The sequence below is a fragment of the Bradyrhizobium sp. IC4060 genome (genome assembly GCF_020193715.1).
GTDB lineage: Bacteria > Pseudomonadota > Alphaproteobacteria > Rhizobiales > Xanthobacteraceae > Bradyrhizobium > Bradyrhizobium yuanmingense.
Genome location: NZ_JADYVJ010000013.1, coordinates 135,406 through 148,919, shown reverse-complemented (window position 1 = coordinate 148,919; position 13,514 = coordinate 135,406). Strand labels below are relative to the sequence as shown.

Genomic DNA, 13,514 nt, shown 5'->3' with positions numbered 1-13,514 from the left:
CTCTCTCCATTCGTCATTGCGAGGAGCTCTTGCGACGAAGCAATCCAGAGTGTCTCCGCGGAGGCATTTCAGGATTGCTTCCGCCTTCGCCAAGGCTTCGGCGGACAAGTCGCTTGCGCTCGCAATGACGGCGTATGTTGAACCGCCGTTCCGCCTCACGCTGACGGAACCTTCAGCCACGTGCTACATTGGTCCGATCGCCTCCACGCTCACGGACCTCCCCCATGACATACGAGCTCTACTACTGGCCCGAGATCCAGGGCCGCGGCGAATATGTGCGGCTGGCGCTGGAGGAGGCGGGTGCCGCTTACGTCGATGTCGCGCGCGGTCCGCGCGGATCGGCCGCGATGATGAAGATGATGGATGCGCAGAAGGGCACGCCGCCCTTTGCGCCGCCGTTCCTGAAGGCGGGCAAGCTCGTCATCGGCCAGACCGCCAACATCCTGCTCTATCTCGGCTCCCGCCATGGGCTTGCGCCGAAGACGGAGGCCGGCAGGCTCTGGGTGCACCAGCTTCAGCTCACGATCACCGACTTCGTCGTCGAGATCCACGACACCCATCATCCGCTCGGGCCCTCGCTCTATTATGAGGATCAGAAGGCGCCGGCGAAGAAGCGCACGGCCGACTTCTGGGACGAGCGCGTGCCGAAATATCTCGGCTATTTCGAGCGGCTCCTCGCCGGGAGCGGCGGCATTTACGTGACGGGCCGGCGCCTGACCTATGTCGATCTCTCGCTGTTCCAGCTCGTCGATGGGCTGCGTTATGCTTTCCCCAAGCGCATGAAGGCGTTCGAGAAGGATGTCCCGGGCCTCGTCGGCCTGCACGACCGCATCGCCGCACGGCCCAACATCCAGGCCTATCTCGCAAGCGAGCGCCGCATTCCCTTCAACGAGCAGGGCATCTTCCGCCGCTATCGCGAGCTGGACCGATAGCGGCTTCGTGCAGTTGGCGCGTTCACCAGACGCCGGGGATGAGGCGATGGCGCACCCGCGCCGTGTAATCGGTGTAGCCGGGCAGACCCTCGCGCAGCGTGCGCTCCTCGATCGGAATGCGGACCGCGAGCAAGGCGAGGAGAAGCGGCATCATCGCAAGTCCCCACCACGATCCCAGCAGCAACGGCACGCCGGTGAAGAACAGGATCATGCCGCTGTACATGGGATGGCGGACATAGGCATAGGGTCCGGTCGAGATCACGTGCTGCGCGCGCTCGGCTTGCAGCTTCACCACGGGCGCGGCGAACGAGTTCTCGCGGAACACCCACATGGTGAACAGTGTCGAGCCCAGGAACAGCCCGAGTCCGAGCACCTGCAACGCCGTCGACATGTCAGAGGATCGAACACGCCGGTCGAGCCCCATCAGGACAAGCCAGGCCAGGATGGCGACGATGAACAGCGCCATGAACATCTTGTCGGCGGCGGGCTGATCCTTTTGCAGCACCGGCCGCAGGCGTTCGGCGAGCAGCGCCGGATCGGTCCGGTAGAGCCACCAGCCGCAGAGTGGGCCGAGCAGGGCGGAGGTTGCGAGGAAGGCCCAGGCCGACGGCCAATGCAGCGTCCCCGCGCACGCGAACAGCAGCGCGCCCATGCCGACGACGAACACCGTGTTCCGCAATAGCAGCCGTGCGAACATGCGCAGGTCCCGAGTGAACGGCGCATGATCCTGGTGCAGCTATCCGGCAAAGATGCGGCCGGACACGCCAAAAGCCCGATCGACCGGATCGGGCGCTTCGGTCTCGGGACGCCTGATCAGGCGAGCTGATCGATCCGCGTGCCCTGACCCGGCGGCAGCGGCGCCGGCGGCTGCGGCTTGAAGGTCGGATTCTCGTCCTTGACCTTGGTCTGATCGTCCTGCGGCTTGGTCGTGTCGTAGTTCGGAACCACGATCGCGATCGGCGGGGGCGCAACGGTAGAAACCTTCATCCGCAAATCCTCACACATGGAAACAATCAAGCCTGCCCTGCGAGGAGCGAAATTTCCTTCAAGCCAATCGTTAAAATGTGAGGGAATTGGCGCGGTGAAGGCTGTCCACGCGTGGCATCCGCAAACCGAGACGACGAGGCCTCTCCCCGTCATTGCGAGGAGCCCTTGCGACGAAGCAATCCAGACTGCTTCCGCGGATACAGACTGGATTGCTTCGCTGCGCTCGCAATGACGGAGTATGCGGCGGACGCCATCGCGCGATACGCACCCCGCAAGGGTGCGGAAAGAGCTGGCGCGTGCCCTATTCGTCCTTGCCGCGCGTGATGGCGATGGACGCCTCTGTCTTGGTGCGGGTGCATTCCATGTTGAGCCGGCGGTAGCGCATGGTGACCTTGTCGCCGCGCAATAGACCCATCCGCTTCAGGCAGCGCGTCGCGCCCGTCGTGGTGTCGTCCTTGGTCACGGTGAAGACGATCGCCGCCATCGAGCCGACCAGCGCGTAGAATTCCGGCTTCGGCTTGCGATCACCCTTGGCGTAGAGCTCGATGGAATATTTGTCGCCGCGGCAACCCACGGACAGCTCCTTGGCCGCCGGGTGCGTGAGATAGACGACGTTGGCGGCGCGGAAATTCACCTTGAGGCGATCGACCTGGCTCGCCAGCTCCTTGGCGCTGTCGTCGCAGCGATCGGCGCGGGCAGGCGAAGCGAGAGCCACAAGGCCGGTGAGGGCGGCGGCGACCAGGATCGCGCCGCGGACGTTCAAGTTCAATGTCATGATGAAAAGCCCCTTAGGTCACGCATTCAAGCGTCGGCGGACGCGAATCGCAAGGGTGGGCAGAGGCATTTCCACGAGCTGTGCCAATGCCTTCCGTGCCGAACCTACCCCTCCCATGCGCACCGCTCCCTTTCTTTTCTGGCTAGAATGCGCTTAGAACGCTTCTATGCCGAGAGGCCCGCCACGGCCCCAAAACCCCGAGATTTGCCCCATGAACGCTCCCACCGCCTTCCCCGACCAGTCCAAGCCCGTTCCGCCCTACAAGCACACCCCGCTGTTCCCGCTGGGCAAGGACGAGACGCCCTATAAGAAGATTTCGTCCGAGGGCGTCAGGGTCGAGAAGGTGCTCGGCAAGGACATGCTGGTGGTGTCGCGCGAGGCGCTGCGGGCGCTGTCGGAGGCGGCCTTTGGCGACATCAACCACTATCTGCGCCCCGGCCATCTGAAGCAGCTCCGCGCGATCCTCGAGGACGGCGAGGCGAGCCCGAACGACAAGTTCGTCGCTCTGGACTTCCTCAAGAACGCCAATATCGCGGCTGGCGGCGTGCTGCCGATGTGCCAGGACACCGGCACCGCGATCATCATGGGCAAGAAGGGCTGCAACGTCATCACCGACGGTGACGACGAGGCGGCGCTGTCCGAAGGCGCGCGTGACGCCTACCTGCGCCGCAATTTGCGCTACTCGCAGGTCGCGCCGCTCTCGATGTACGAGGAGAAGAACACCGCCAACAACATGCCGGCGCAGTGCGAGATCTACGCCGAGGGCGATGACGCCTACAAGTTCATGTTCATGGCCAAGGGCGGCGGCTCCGCCAACAAGAGCTTCCTGTTCCAGGCCACGCCCTCGGTGCTGACCAAGGACCGGCTGCTCGCGTTCCTGAAGGAAAAGATCCTCACCCTCGGCACCGCCGCGTGCCCGCCTTATCACCTCGCCATCGTGATCGGCGGTACCTCGGCCGAGCTGTGCATGAAGACGGTGAAGCTCGCTTCGGCGCGCTATCTCGATGCGTTGCCGACGCACGGCTCGCCCGACGGCAACGCCTTCCGCGACGTCGAGATGGAGAAGGAAATCCACAAGATGACGCAGTCACTCGGCGTCGGGGCGCAGTTCGGCGGCAAGTATTTCTGCCACGACGTGCGGGTGATCCGCATGCCGCGCCACGGCGCCTCGCTGCCGATCGGGCTTGGCGTGTCCTGCTCGGCCGACCGCCAGGTGCTCGGCAAGATCACCAGGGACGGCGTCTATCTTGAGGAGCTCGAGCACAATCCCGCGCAATACCTGCCGCAGGTCGAAGAGTCGCTCGGCGGCGAGGTCGTCAAGATCGACCTCAACCAGCCGATGAAGGACATTCTGGCGACGTTCTCGAAATATCCGATCAAGACGCGGGTCTCGATGACGGGCACCATGATCGTCGCGCGCGATAGCGCCCACGCCAAGCTGCGCGAACGGCTGGAGAAGGGCGAGCCGCTGCCGGACTATTTCAAGAACCATCCGGTCTATTATGCCGGTCCCGCCAAGACGCCCGAGGGCTACGCCTCCGGCGCGTTCGGTCCGACCACCGCGGGCCGCATGGATTCCTTCGTCGACCAGTTCCAGGCTGCCGGCGGCTCGATGGTGATGGTCGCCAAGGGCAACCGCGCCCCTAGCGTGCGGGAGGCCTGCAAGAAATACGGCGGCTTCTATCTCGGCTCGATCGGCGGCGCCGCGGCGAACCTCGCCGAGCACTGCATCAAGAAGGTCGAGGTGCTCGAATATCCCGAGCTCGGCATGGAAGCGATCTGGCGCATCGAGGTCGTCGATTTTCCGGCGTTCATCATCATCGACGACAAGGGCAACGACTTCTTCAAGGAGTTGAATTTGGGCTAGTTGCTTCACCCGTACGCGCGCGGGGGAAGATGCTCGTGCCGTAACAATGATCGTCATGCCCGGGCTTGTCCCGCCTGCGCGGCCGAAGCCGCTTCGGCGAGGCGAAGGCCCGGGCATCCACGTTCTTAGTGCCGCAAAGAAGCCGTGGATGGCTGAACAACAAGCCCGGCCATGACGAAGCCAATGCTTCAGCGCCTCAACTGCAATTCGTGACCTGGTTGGAGCACAGCGCGCGCCACCAGCCGCGGACGCCGTCGTGGCTCTCGACCAGACCCCAGAGCCCACTGCAGGCGAAGATGCGCTTCGGGCCGCCGTCGGTGTCGAGCGGCCCGCCGAGCTCGCGCTGGGCCGGCATCCATTTGGCATCGATGAAGGGCGCCTGAAACAGCCCGCCCATGCGCGTGGTGCCATTGGCATAGTTCGCGCCGACCTTGTTCGAGGCGACCCAGCCGCGCCCGGCATAGGGCCTCGGCGCGCTGCGCGGATATCGCGTCTCGTCCTCATAGTCCTTGCCCGGCGGCCTCGCGCCTTCGATCAGGAACCAACCGTCCTTGAAGCCGATGATGCGGAATTCGGTGAGCCAGCCGCCCTCGGGCGTGTTCTCGGCGCCGCCGAGCCTCAGCCGGTAGGGCGGCGGCAAGGTGCCAAGCACGCGCGCCTTGATCGACGGCTCGGCGCGCACGTTGAGGCCGCTGGAATCCTTGTCGACGGACCAGGCGCCGAGATCGCAGGGCTCGGTGCCAGCAGGCAGGTTTGCGCGCTTGGCGGCGAGCTCGGCGTGCATCCCGGCGAAATCATTGTCGTCGTTATCAGGGGCCGGCCCGGTGCGCGGCTTCAGCTCGGCTGACGTCGCCCGCGTCGCGTCCGCAGTCAGCGTGACGACCAGAACCTGGCGCGCCGCAAAGACGCTCCCCGGTGTCTTCGGATCGTTCGATGTCGCGGGATAGACCGCGAGATAACCGGTCGACTCCTCGGTTCGATAAGCGGTGCCGGCAACATAGCCTGCCGGCACCAAGGCGAGCCCGCTCGCGCGCCACGCCGGTTCGCTGTCACCTGCGCGCGCGGCCTGTGCTACGGCAGACAGGACTGCCGCCGCGATGAGGAGGAGCGCACGCATCGGTGCAGCGCGCGGTTTACGCCCGCGCGCCGGTGAACGGGAAGCTGCCCATCGGGCCGATGCCCATCTCGCCACTGATGCTGTCGCCGGAGACCGTGCCGGTGAATTCGAGCGTGAGCGGCATCGGCTTGTCGATCGAGACCTTCCAGGAGACGTTGTCGCCGGAGACGGTGCCGTCGAAGATCTCGGTGGTATTGCCTTCCGCGCCCTGCGTGCCCGTGAGCGTGCCGCCAGCAGCCTTCAGGCTCAGCGTCGCCTGGCGCTCGCCCATCGGCGTCGTCATGGTCAGATTCCAGTTGCCGTCTACGGCCATTCCCGTCTCCCGAACAGATTGCGGCGGTCCGCGACGATCCGCGGCCGTCCCTGGCCGAGCCTATAGCCCAACTCGCAGCTCCTGCCTAACGCTCCGGTAGGGCATTTAGGCGCGGGCAGCGGCGCGTCGGCGGTTGGTTACGATCAGCCGCAGAACGAAGTACTGCACGGCAAAAGCCAGGATCTTGGCGCCGCCTGCGACCACCATAAGATAGAACGCCCAGAGCTTCAGATCGCCGGTGGCGGCGACTGCCATCATGCCGGCGCCGATCACGAACATCAGCGCCGCCCAGGCATAGCCCGCGATGGTGACATATTCCGGGACGGTCTCGACGATGACGGGCGGCATGTAGCGCAGCATCCAGCCGCGCTTGAGCATGATCGCGCCGATCGCGAAATGTGCGATCGAGGGTTTTGCCAGCATGAAGCGCGGATCATTGGTCAGCAGCGTGATACCGCCGAGCACGATGACCAGAGCGAGGCTCGCATAGGTCATGTAGTGGAGCGGCTGTCCCTTGAGGCGCGCATAGAGCACCTGCGCGAACGCGCCGGCAATCGCCACCGCCGTTGCGAGGATCACGTTGTCGGTGAGGAGATAGACGGCCAGGAAGATGATAACGGAGAGGAGGTCGGAGGCGAGGCGGGCGAATACGTCCTTCATCGTCATTCCTGTTTCGCGGTCGTGGGCAGGGCGCAGACTGCCGCACCCTACTTGATCCGGCGATGCCCGGCATATCACTTTGTGAAGACAACCGCGCCGCTGCGACATGGCGCATGACACCCCTCAAACCGACCAGAATGCCAGGCTAGGACCAGCAGCGCAGGATTCGGAACCGCAATAGGCAGACCGCGATGGTCGAGACAGGGAGCCGCGCCGGCTCAACCACATCACAACGTCAAGACGACGTAAACGACCTCCAGAAAATGAAATGCTGCAACGAGCTGGCTGGTCATCTCGTCGACCAACCCCGTCCAGGGCAGGCGCGACACCATGGGGAGTGCGGCGGCGAGCAGAAGGCCGGCCGCGAGCAGGGCGCCGCCTTCGAAGAACGTGAGGCTGCGCCGGCGCAGTCGCATCGCCAGGAATGCAAGTGCGGCGCCGGCCGGGGCGAGGACAGCGATGGAGTCCGCGGTGATCGAGAGCATGTGCATCGGCCTTCTTTGACCACGCAATATCCACGTGGATTCCGGGATCGCGATCTCCTCGCGCCCGTTGACGAGGGCTACGCCGCGCCGACCCAATTGCCGTGGAAGCCGTCGGGGACGCGATGTCCGAGCTGCACCAGGGCGGCAGGACCCGCCTCGATATCGGTGGCGTTGAACACGGCGAGATCGCTGCGGTTCTCCCGCGCACGCCAGACCACCGCGAGCAGCCAGCCGTCGCCTTCGGCGGCATCCCTGGATCGCTCGACGAAAACAGGCTCGGAGATGGTGTCGCCGGCCGGCAGCAGATATTGGCCGAGCCGCCTGCCGTTGCCGTCGACATGGACGATGCCCGACAGCGCGCCGAACATCGGCAGTTTCGGATTGGCGCAGGCGTACCAGCCGTGACGGCTCTTCAGCCCGGCGCGGCGATCGTCGATGCGCGGGAATTCTCCGGTGAGGTCGTCCAGGTAGGTCTGCTGGAAGCGGTCGGTATTGCCTGCGAGATCGAAGGTCCAGCGGCAATGGCGGGCGCGCGATTTCTCGGGATCGGTGGGCCGGCCGTCCGGATGCGGAAACAGCGGCGCTTCCTCGAACTGCATGACGTCGGCGACGATACGGCCCTCGTCCTCCCACGCATTCATGACATGGAAGACGTAGCAGGCTTCGGCACGAAACCAGACGATGTCCTTCGCCGTGCCGCTGCGCTTCATCACGCCGACATAGGCGCCCTTGTCCGGCTCCCAGGCATAGGGCGGCTTTCCGCTCATCGCGCGCTCCATGCTGCCCGTGATCGGCAGGATCGGAAACAGCACATGGTTCGCGGTGACGATGAAGTCGTGCACCATGCTGGCATAGGGCGCCTCAAACCGCTCGAACCGCGTCGCCTTGCCTGTTGCGTCGATCGATCCGTAGGAGAGGGCAGGCGTCAGCGGGCCCGCCGCGTTGTAGCCGAAGAACACCAGTTCGCCGGTGACGGGATCGATCTTGGGATGCGCGGTGAAGCTGCCGGCGACGCGGCCCTGGTAGTTGTGATAGCCGCGCGTCGCCAGCGTGCCCGGCTCGATCTCCGTCGGAAGATGCGCTTCTTCCAGCGCCAGCAGCTTGCCGGCGTGGAAGATGACGTTGGTGTTGGCGACGCCGCCGTCGGTCAGGCTCGCCGGCGCATCCGGCAGCTTGCGGCCGAAGCCGCCGAACAGCGCGCGGCCGGCGTCGTGCTCGGCGAGCCATTTCGGCGTGCGGACCCAGCGGTTGCGGTAGCTGGCGCGCCCGTTCTCGAGATGGAAGGCGTGCAGCATCCCATCGCCGACGAACCAGTGCGCGCCGGGCGAATCGAACTGCGGATTGGGGCCGTTGCGATAGAGCGTGCCGTTCAGCTCACGCGGCAATTCGCCGACGATCTTCAGGAAGGGCGCGTCGGCCTCGAATGGGATCGGCGCGATATTGTTGCTGCGCTCGGCCATGGCGTCGTGCTGCACGGCGAATCCTCCCTTATCTTTACATCGTAAAGATTGAGTAGACCCGATCGCAGCTTTCGTCAAGCGAAATCTTTACACTGTCAATATTGCGTCATATAGCTTGCAAATGGCCAAAACAGACACCAAGGGCGACGCGGCGCGCAGCCCGCGTGCCCTAAGAAAAACCACCTCGACCGCGGCATCGCGCGCCTCGCGGCGCGCCAGAACCGCCAAGACCGAGACGCCGTATCATCACGGCGCGCTCCGCGAGGCGCTGCTCCAGGCCGCCGAACGGGTGCTGGAGCGCGACGGGCTCGCTGGCCTGACGTTGCGCGCGGTGGCGCGCGAGGCCGGCGTCTCGCATGCCGCTCCCACCCATCATTTCGGCGACCTGACGGGCCTGCTCAGCGAGCTCGCGGCCGTCGGCTTCCGCCAGTTCAACGCGGTCATGAACGCTTCGTGCGATGCCGCCACCACGCCGCTCGGAGCCGCGCTGGCGCGGCCGAAAGCCTACATCGCCTATGCGCAGGCCCATCCTGGCATGTACGGCATCATGTTCCGCACCGAGCGGCTGGATTATTCGAGGCCGTCGCTGCACGAGGCGGCCGAGGCATCCTTCGCGGGCCTTACCAATGCGATCGGCATGATGCGGCAGGAGCAGATCAGCGGCGACGCGCTGACGCTGAACCAGGGCGCCGCGATCGCGCGAGCCTGGTCGCTGGTTCACGGCTTCACCATGCTGCTGCTCGACGGACGGCTGAAGGACATTCTCGCGCGGCTGCCGGAGGGAACGACGGCCGAGCGGCTGCTCGAGACGATGCTGACCGCTCCAGTGACCGGTAAGCTGCCCGGCTCCTGATCACCAGGTGTGACGCAACTCTTGCTTTATTCAAGCGTTGATGCGCCATGGCAAAGGCATCGCGCTCTCCCTGGAAACGTGCCAACCCCCGTAAACGCGCGGGTAAGGCATCCAAGCATCTCAGTCCTGCACAGAAATCGGCGGCGAAGGCACGCGCCCGCCGCGCCGGGCGACGCTATCCCAACCTCGTGGACAACATGCGCGTGGCAGCGAAGAAGACCTCCAAGAGGAAGACGCCTTCCAAGTCGAAATCCTCCAAGGCAAAGTCTGCGAAGAAATCTGTCAGGAAAACCGGCAAGCGTAACGCAAAGAAGACCTCAAAGTCCTCGCGCAAGCGCGTCGCCTCCGCGCGCGAAAAGGATCCGCGGGGCGGGCTGACAGCAGCTGGCAGAAAGGCTTTCGCCCGCAAGCAGGGTTCCCATCTGCGACCAGGCGTCACCAAGAAACAATCCGAGATGACCCCGCAGGAAATGCGCCGGAAGGGAAGCTGGGCGGTTCGCTTCTACGGCCGCGCCAAATTGCCACCGCTGGTCGATGCCAAGGGTCAGCCGACCCGGCACGCATTGTCGGCACATGCTTGGGGCGAGCCTGTTCCGAGGACGGTGGCAGAGGCGCGGCGTATCGCCGCCAAGGGCGAGCGGCTGCTTGCGCGCTATCGGCGCGTCAAGGCGCGGGGCTAATTTAGCGCATCGTGGCGAGCTCGACGGCGCGGCCGCGCGCGCCGATGATCTTGACCTCGTCCTTGCCGCAAGCGAAACCGCGGGCGAGATCGTCGGCGGCCTTGCGCGCGAGCTCGTTGGCCTTCGGGTTGGCGATCCCATCGACATAGGCGACGTGGCAGACCGCACCCGGCGGCAGCCGGGTCACGACCAGCATGGCCTTGGTGTTCGGCCGCCCCTGCTTGTCGGGATCGGAATTGTCGGCGATGTGCCAGCGCTGGATGATCGCAAACGGCTTTGCGTCGGCCGCGCGCCATTCGATGGTCGTCTCCGATGAATTGAACGGCACGAACCAGACGTTTGCCGCGGGTTCCTCGGCTGCCGCCTTGCGGCTGCGCCCGACCGAGACGATCTCGCGAAGGTCGTCCTCGGCGACCAGCACGATCAGGCCGTCCTTGCCCGGACAAACCCGCGTGCTGCTGCCGTCGAGCGCGCCGGGCTTGCCGATCTGCCGGCAATCTTTTGGAGCCGTCGAGGTGTAGCTGCTGCCCAGGGATTGGGCGTCGGCGCGGCTCAGACCGATGCAAGCCATCAGGACGGCGAAGCCTATTGCGGTGACACGGTTCATGTGAAGCTTTGATGGACTGGGAACTTCGTCCCATCAGACGTCTTGATTGTGGGCAAGGTTCAAACAGGGTTGGGATATACCTGACAGCAGCGCGGAATCGTTCTACAAGAGCGGCTTCGCTTGGGCTCCTCGTGCCTCGTTCGCGTTCTCATTTTCTCGATCATGCCAGCCACCTCGAACAAACCTTATCGCGTCGGCCGCTCCAAGACCGGACTCGGCCTCTTCGCCACCAAGCCGATCAAGAAGGGGACCCGGATCATCCGCTACTTCGGTCCGATTCTGGACTCGCGGATTCCCGAGCACGACGAGATCGAGAACAAATATCTGTTCGAGCTCAACGGGCGCTGGACCATCGACGGCTCGGTGCGCAAGAACCTCGCGCGCTACATCAATCATTCCTGCCGCCCCAACGCCGAGTCCGACGTCCGCCCGCGCGAGCGCAAGGTGTTCATCCGCGCCATCAGGAACATCGAGCCGGGCGACGAGATCAATTACGATTACGGCACCGACTATTTCAAAGCCTATCTGAAGCCGATCGGCTGCAAGTGCGATTCCTGCGAGAAGAAGCGCAAGAAGCTGCGCGCTGAGGCGAGGGCGGAAGCCGCCAAGGTGAAGGCGCGGGCCGAGCGCAAGGCCCAGAAGGCGGGCGCGAAAAGCACGGCTACGAAAAAGAAGAAGCTGAACGGCAAGCACTTCCCCGGCAAGGTCGGCCGCGCCAAGGCGTAGCCTCGGATTGGTCGTCGCGCGCCTTCTGCCGCGCGAGCTGACAGGCTTCGCGCAAGGCCAAAGCTCTCGGCTCGCCCTCAGCCCGAGAACGACGTTCTCGTCTCCTCTCCGTCATTGCGAGCGAAAGCGACTTGTCCGCCGAAGCCTGGCGAAGGCGGAAGCAATCCAGAATCCTGCCGCGGAAAGATTCTTCGCTGCTCACCGCAGGCGTTGCTGGCCTCCATCTCGTTGCTCTGCATGACCAACCATTTCGGGCACAATTAAGCGAAACAACCGGAATAATCCCACCCACTTTGGATTGGAATTTGGAGCACCGGGGATTTATTTATTGCCGTACCCGACCGTAACCGTGAGACGACGATGCGAAGCTTTGGCATCCTATATCGAGATGTCTGCGCAGGAGTTGGATGTTTGTTCCTGTCGATGACCACGCTATGGCCGTCCGGGGCAATTGGCGGCGAAATGAGTTTGACGTGTGTTTATGAGATTATGACGTCCGCCCGAGAGGCCATGGTTCTTTGTGAAGGCACGCTCGATCGCAAGAGTGAGCATACTTATCAGGAATTCCGCGCGACCTTGAAAAGGTTCATCAACGAAAACGCAAAATTGGATAATGACAAAATCGCCGCCGACTATGATCGAGTGCGGAGCCTGTGGGCACGAGAGGAAGTCGCGAAGGGCTTTTGTGAGCTGCCAGAGTACCTGGCTTTGAAGGTGATGTTGCAGGAACTCTTGCAGCGAGAAGCAACGTTCCGCGAACGGCTTGAACGATCGGTGGATCCAACGGCGGGAGAATGCCTCTAGTCTTTCTGACGATCCAGTTGAGCCCCACTAGGTAATGAATTTAGCCCTTTGGATGGGTTGAGTCTTGCGAACCCATCGCTTTTCCGCGCAGCTCGCCGTTCTCGCTGCCTACCGGCGAGGCGTCGGGCAAAATACCCAAAGTCTGTCAATCTCGTCCGGCGAAAATATATCGCTTTTCCGAATTTCGGATTCGTGGCATATGTCTGCCATCCCGGCCCTGCCAGAGGGGCGCTTCGCGATCGTCACGAGATGCGGGTCGGGGTGCGGTGGACGCGGTAGCGCCGGCGCGATTTGCTTGAGGACAGGGCGGGCAACCGTGAGTCTCAGGCGATGCGCATACGACACGGCGCGGTCACAGCGGTTTGGTCGATGGTCTGGGGTGCGCACACCAAGCCCCGGGCGCTGAGGCCAAATCGTCCGCGGACGGAGAAGTCGTGTGGTCCTGACGCCCGGGGTCTGTGCGTCAAGGCTTGCGGTGATGCGGCGGCCCAACCGGGTGCGTGCATCAGAGAAGCCGCAAGGCGACGGGGGCAATAGTGCAGCGCTCCCCGAGGAGAGCACGAAGGACACCGTTAAAACCATCCGCGCAGGGAAGGCCGGGCGACCGGCAACACCTGTGGTCCACCCCGTGTGCATTTCCTTGTACACGGACTCGGGTGCCGCCGGCGCCCGGCCTTCCCTGCGCCCTCCGGCAATCGAAGGGCGCAAGCAACGAAGCAAAGCTCGGGCGAAATCCGCTGCGAGAGCGCGAGGTCATGCATGCATCCGGGTACGATCCGATATGACGAAGCCTTCGCGTTCCCCGGTCTGCGCCGCGGAGCTGGCACGCAAGGATCACGCCGCCACGGCGCGCCCGCTCTTCTTCAAGCCCACATATTGCAGCTCGGCGAACACGCCGGTGGCGATGGCTTGCGCGACGACCATCAGTTCGCCGGCGAGGTTCGGCGATACCGCGCCCGAGAGCAGCAGCGCGATGCTGCCGACGGTCCAGGCCGCATTTCCGATCACGACCAGCAGGACCAGCGATTTCGCCACCGTGGCCCGCGAGGCGAGCCAGCCGACCAGGGCGGTGTAGGCGATCAGGAACAGGCCGGCCTCGCGCAGCAGCGCTTCGGGCAGGTTGAACAGCGCTGCGAATGCGCTCGCACCGAAGGTGAAGCCGAGCGCGGCGACGCCGCTGAAGATGGCGTCGGCGAACAGGGCGCGGCGCAGGAAGGTGGATGCATCGATCATCTCAGGTCTCCTTGG

The 13,514-nt window shown here is 64.3% G+C and carries 17 protein-coding genes; 6 read left to right on the top strand and 11 right to left on the bottom strand.

Features of this window, described 5'->3' with window-relative positions; translation table 11 throughout:
* Nucleotides 1–224: 224 nt before the first annotated feature.
* Nucleotides 225–932, top strand: coding sequence for a glutathione S-transferase (locus I6F16_RS31380; protein WP_036027902.1), 708 nt, complete (start codon nucleotides 225–227; stop codon nucleotides 930–932).
* 22 nt (nucleotides 933–954) lie between these two features.
* Here the strand turns inward: I6F16_RS31380 and I6F16_RS31375 are convergent, their stop codons facing one another.
* The 3 genes from I6F16_RS31375 to I6F16_RS31365 all read right to left on the bottom strand — a co-directional run bounded on the left by I6F16_RS31375 (nucleotide 955) and on the right by I6F16_RS31365 (nucleotide 2,694).
* Nucleotides 955–1,629: an isoprenylcysteine carboxylmethyltransferase family protein gene (locus tag I6F16_RS31375; RefSeq protein ID WP_036027901.1), complete on the bottom strand. Its 675-nt coding sequence runs from the start codon at nucleotides 1,627–1,629 to the stop codon at nucleotides 955–957.
* Between the two features lie 116 nt (nucleotides 1,630–1,745).
* A complete protein-coding gene (locus I6F16_RS31370; protein WP_167361693.1) occupies nucleotides 1,746–1,919 on the bottom strand; it encodes a hypothetical protein in 174 nt (57 codons plus the stop codon).
* Nucleotides 1,920–2,220: 301 nt separating this feature from the next.
* A complete protein-coding gene (locus I6F16_RS31365) occupies nucleotides 2,221–2,694 on the bottom strand; it encodes a hypothetical protein (RefSeq protein WP_036027900.1) in 474 nt (157 codons plus the stop codon).
* A gap of 211 nt (nucleotides 2,695–2,905) precedes the next feature.
* Here I6F16_RS31365 and I6F16_RS31360 point away from each other — a divergent pair, with 211 nt between their 5' ends.
* Entirely contained in the window at nucleotides 2,906–4,561 is a 1,656-nt protein-coding gene (locus I6F16_RS31360; RefSeq protein ID WP_036027899.1) for a fumarate hydratase, read from the top strand.
* Between the two features lie 196 nt (nucleotides 4,562–4,757).
* On the opposite strand, the gene I6F16_RS31355 is transcribed toward I6F16_RS31360, so the two are convergent.
* The 5 genes from I6F16_RS31355 to I6F16_RS31335 form a co-directional block, all read right to left on the bottom strand.
* Nucleotides 4,758–5,678: an SH3 domain-containing protein gene (locus I6F16_RS31355; RefSeq protein ID WP_225174276.1), complete on the bottom strand. Its 921-nt coding sequence runs from the start codon at nucleotides 5,676–5,678 to the stop codon at nucleotides 4,758–4,760.
* A gap of 16 nt (nucleotides 5,679–5,694) precedes the next feature.
* Nucleotides 5,695–5,991, bottom strand: coding sequence for a hypothetical protein (locus I6F16_RS31350; protein WP_036013050.1), 297 nt, complete (start codon nucleotides 5,989–5,991; stop codon nucleotides 5,695–5,697).
* Nucleotides 5,992–6,096: 105 nt separating this feature from the next.
* A complete protein-coding gene (locus I6F16_RS31345; protein ID WP_036013049.1) occupies nucleotides 6,097–6,651 on the bottom strand; it encodes a septation protein IspZ in 555 nt (184 codons plus the stop codon).
* 227 nt (nucleotides 6,652–6,878) lie between these two features.
* Nucleotides 6,879–7,136, bottom strand: a complete 258-nt coding sequence (locus I6F16_RS31340; RefSeq protein WP_345960967.1) for a hypothetical protein — start codon at nucleotides 7,134–7,136, stop codon at nucleotides 6,879–6,881.
* Between the two features lie 77 nt (nucleotides 7,137–7,213).
* Complete coding sequence (locus I6F16_RS31335; RefSeq protein WP_225114254.1) at nucleotides 7,214–8,611, bottom strand: carotenoid oxygenase family protein; 1,398 nt, start codon at nucleotides 8,609–8,611, stop codon at nucleotides 7,214–7,216.
* Nucleotides 8,612–8,717: 106 nt separating this feature from the next.
* Between I6F16_RS31335 and I6F16_RS31330 the strand changes: the two genes are divergently transcribed.
* A complete protein-coding gene (locus tag I6F16_RS31330) occupies nucleotides 8,718–9,449 on the top strand; it encodes a TetR/AcrR family transcriptional regulator (protein ID WP_225114253.1) in 732 nt (243 codons plus the stop codon).
* Nucleotides 9,450–9,624: 175 nt separating this feature from the next.
* Here I6F16_RS31330 and I6F16_RS31325 read toward each other — a convergent pair whose 3' ends face one another.
* Complete coding sequence (locus I6F16_RS31325) at nucleotides 9,625–9,858, bottom strand: hypothetical protein (RefSeq protein WP_225114263.1); 234 nt, start codon at nucleotides 9,856–9,858, stop codon at nucleotides 9,625–9,627.
* On the opposite strand from I6F16_RS31325, the gene I6F16_RS31320 reads away from it, so the two are divergent.
* Nucleotides 9,824–10,129 carry a DUF6321 domain-containing protein gene (locus I6F16_RS31320; RefSeq protein ID WP_225114261.1) on the top strand — a complete coding sequence of 102 codons (306 nt, stop codon included), beginning with the start codon at nucleotides 9,824–9,826 and terminating at the stop codon, nucleotides 10,127–10,129. The two genes, I6F16_RS31325 and I6F16_RS31320, sit on opposite strands and share 35 nt — an antisense overlap.
* A gap of 1 nt (nucleotide 10,130) precedes the next feature.
* Here I6F16_RS31320 and I6F16_RS31315 read toward each other — a convergent pair whose 3' ends face one another.
* Entirely contained in the window at nucleotides 10,131–10,736 is a 606-nt protein-coding gene (locus tag I6F16_RS31315; protein WP_225174275.1) for a hypothetical protein, read from the bottom strand.
* A 162-nt stretch (nucleotides 10,737–10,898) separates the two neighbouring features.
* Here I6F16_RS31315 and I6F16_RS31310 point away from each other — a divergent pair, with 162 nt between their 5' ends.
* Together I6F16_RS31310 and I6F16_RS31305 are read left to right on the top strand one after the other, a co-directional pair.
* Nucleotides 10,899–11,462, top strand: a complete 564-nt coding sequence (locus tag I6F16_RS31310; RefSeq protein WP_225114251.1) for an SET domain-containing protein — start codon at nucleotides 10,899–10,901, stop codon at nucleotides 11,460–11,462.
* 411 nt (nucleotides 11,463–11,873) lie between these two features.
* Entirely contained in the window at nucleotides 11,874–12,266 is a 393-nt protein-coding gene (locus I6F16_RS31305) for a hypothetical protein (protein WP_157784088.1), read from the top strand.
* An 834-nt stretch (nucleotides 12,267–13,100) separates the two neighbouring features.
* Here I6F16_RS31305 and I6F16_RS31300 read toward each other — a convergent pair.
* Nucleotides 13,101–13,499 (bottom strand): hypothetical protein, encoded by a 399-nt coding sequence (locus I6F16_RS31300; protein ID WP_225114250.1) that lies wholly within the window; start codon nucleotides 13,497–13,499, stop codon nucleotides 13,101–13,103.
* Nucleotides 13,500–13,514: the final 15 nt, after the last annotated feature.

Coding starts and splice junctions, on each gene's coding strand:
- I6F16_RS31355 (WP_225174276.1), bottom strand. CDS start 5,678: ATGCGTGCGCTCCTCCTCATCGCGGCGGCAGTCCTGTCTGCCGTAGCA.
- I6F16_RS31345 (WP_036013049.1), bottom strand. CDS start 6,651: ATGAAGGACGTATTCGCCCGCCTCGCCTCCGACCTCCTCTCCGTTATC.
- I6F16_RS31330 (WP_225114253.1), top strand. CDS start 8,718: ATGGCCAAAACAGACACCAAGGGCGACGCGGCGCGCAGCCCGCGTGCC.
- I6F16_RS31360 (WP_036027899.1), top strand. CDS start 2,906: ATGAACGCTCCCACCGCCTTCCCCGACCAGTCCAAGCCCGTTCCGCCC.
- I6F16_RS31365 (WP_036027900.1), bottom strand. CDS start 2,694: ATGACATTGAACTTGAACGTCCGCGGCGCGATCCTGGTCGCCGCCGCC.
- I6F16_RS31300 (WP_225114250.1), bottom strand. CDS start 13,499: ATGATCGATGCATCCACCTTCCTGCGCCGCGCCCTGTTCGCCGACGCC.
- I6F16_RS31380 (WP_036027902.1), top strand. CDS start 225: ATGACATACGAGCTCTACTACTGGCCCGAGATCCAGGGCCGCGGCGAA.
- I6F16_RS31340 (WP_345960967.1), bottom strand. CDS start 7,136: ATGCTCTCGATCACCGCGGACTCCATCGCTGTCCTCGCCCCGGCCGGC.
- I6F16_RS31310 (WP_225114251.1), top strand. CDS start 10,899: ATGCCAGCCACCTCGAACAAACCTTATCGCGTCGGCCGCTCCAAGACC.
- I6F16_RS31370 (WP_167361693.1), bottom strand. CDS start 1,919: ATGAAGGTTTCTACCGTTGCGCCCCCGCCGATCGCGATCGTGGTTCCG.
- I6F16_RS31315 (WP_225174275.1), bottom strand. CDS start 10,736: ATGAACCGTGTCACCGCAATAGGCTTCGCCGTCCTGATGGCTTGCATC.
- I6F16_RS31375 (WP_036027901.1), bottom strand. CDS start 1,629: ATGTTCGCACGGCTGCTATTGCGGAACACGGTGTTCGTCGTCGGCATG.
- I6F16_RS31350 (WP_036013050.1), bottom strand. CDS start 5,991: ATGGCCGTAGACGGCAACTGGAATCTGACCATGACGACGCCGATGGGC.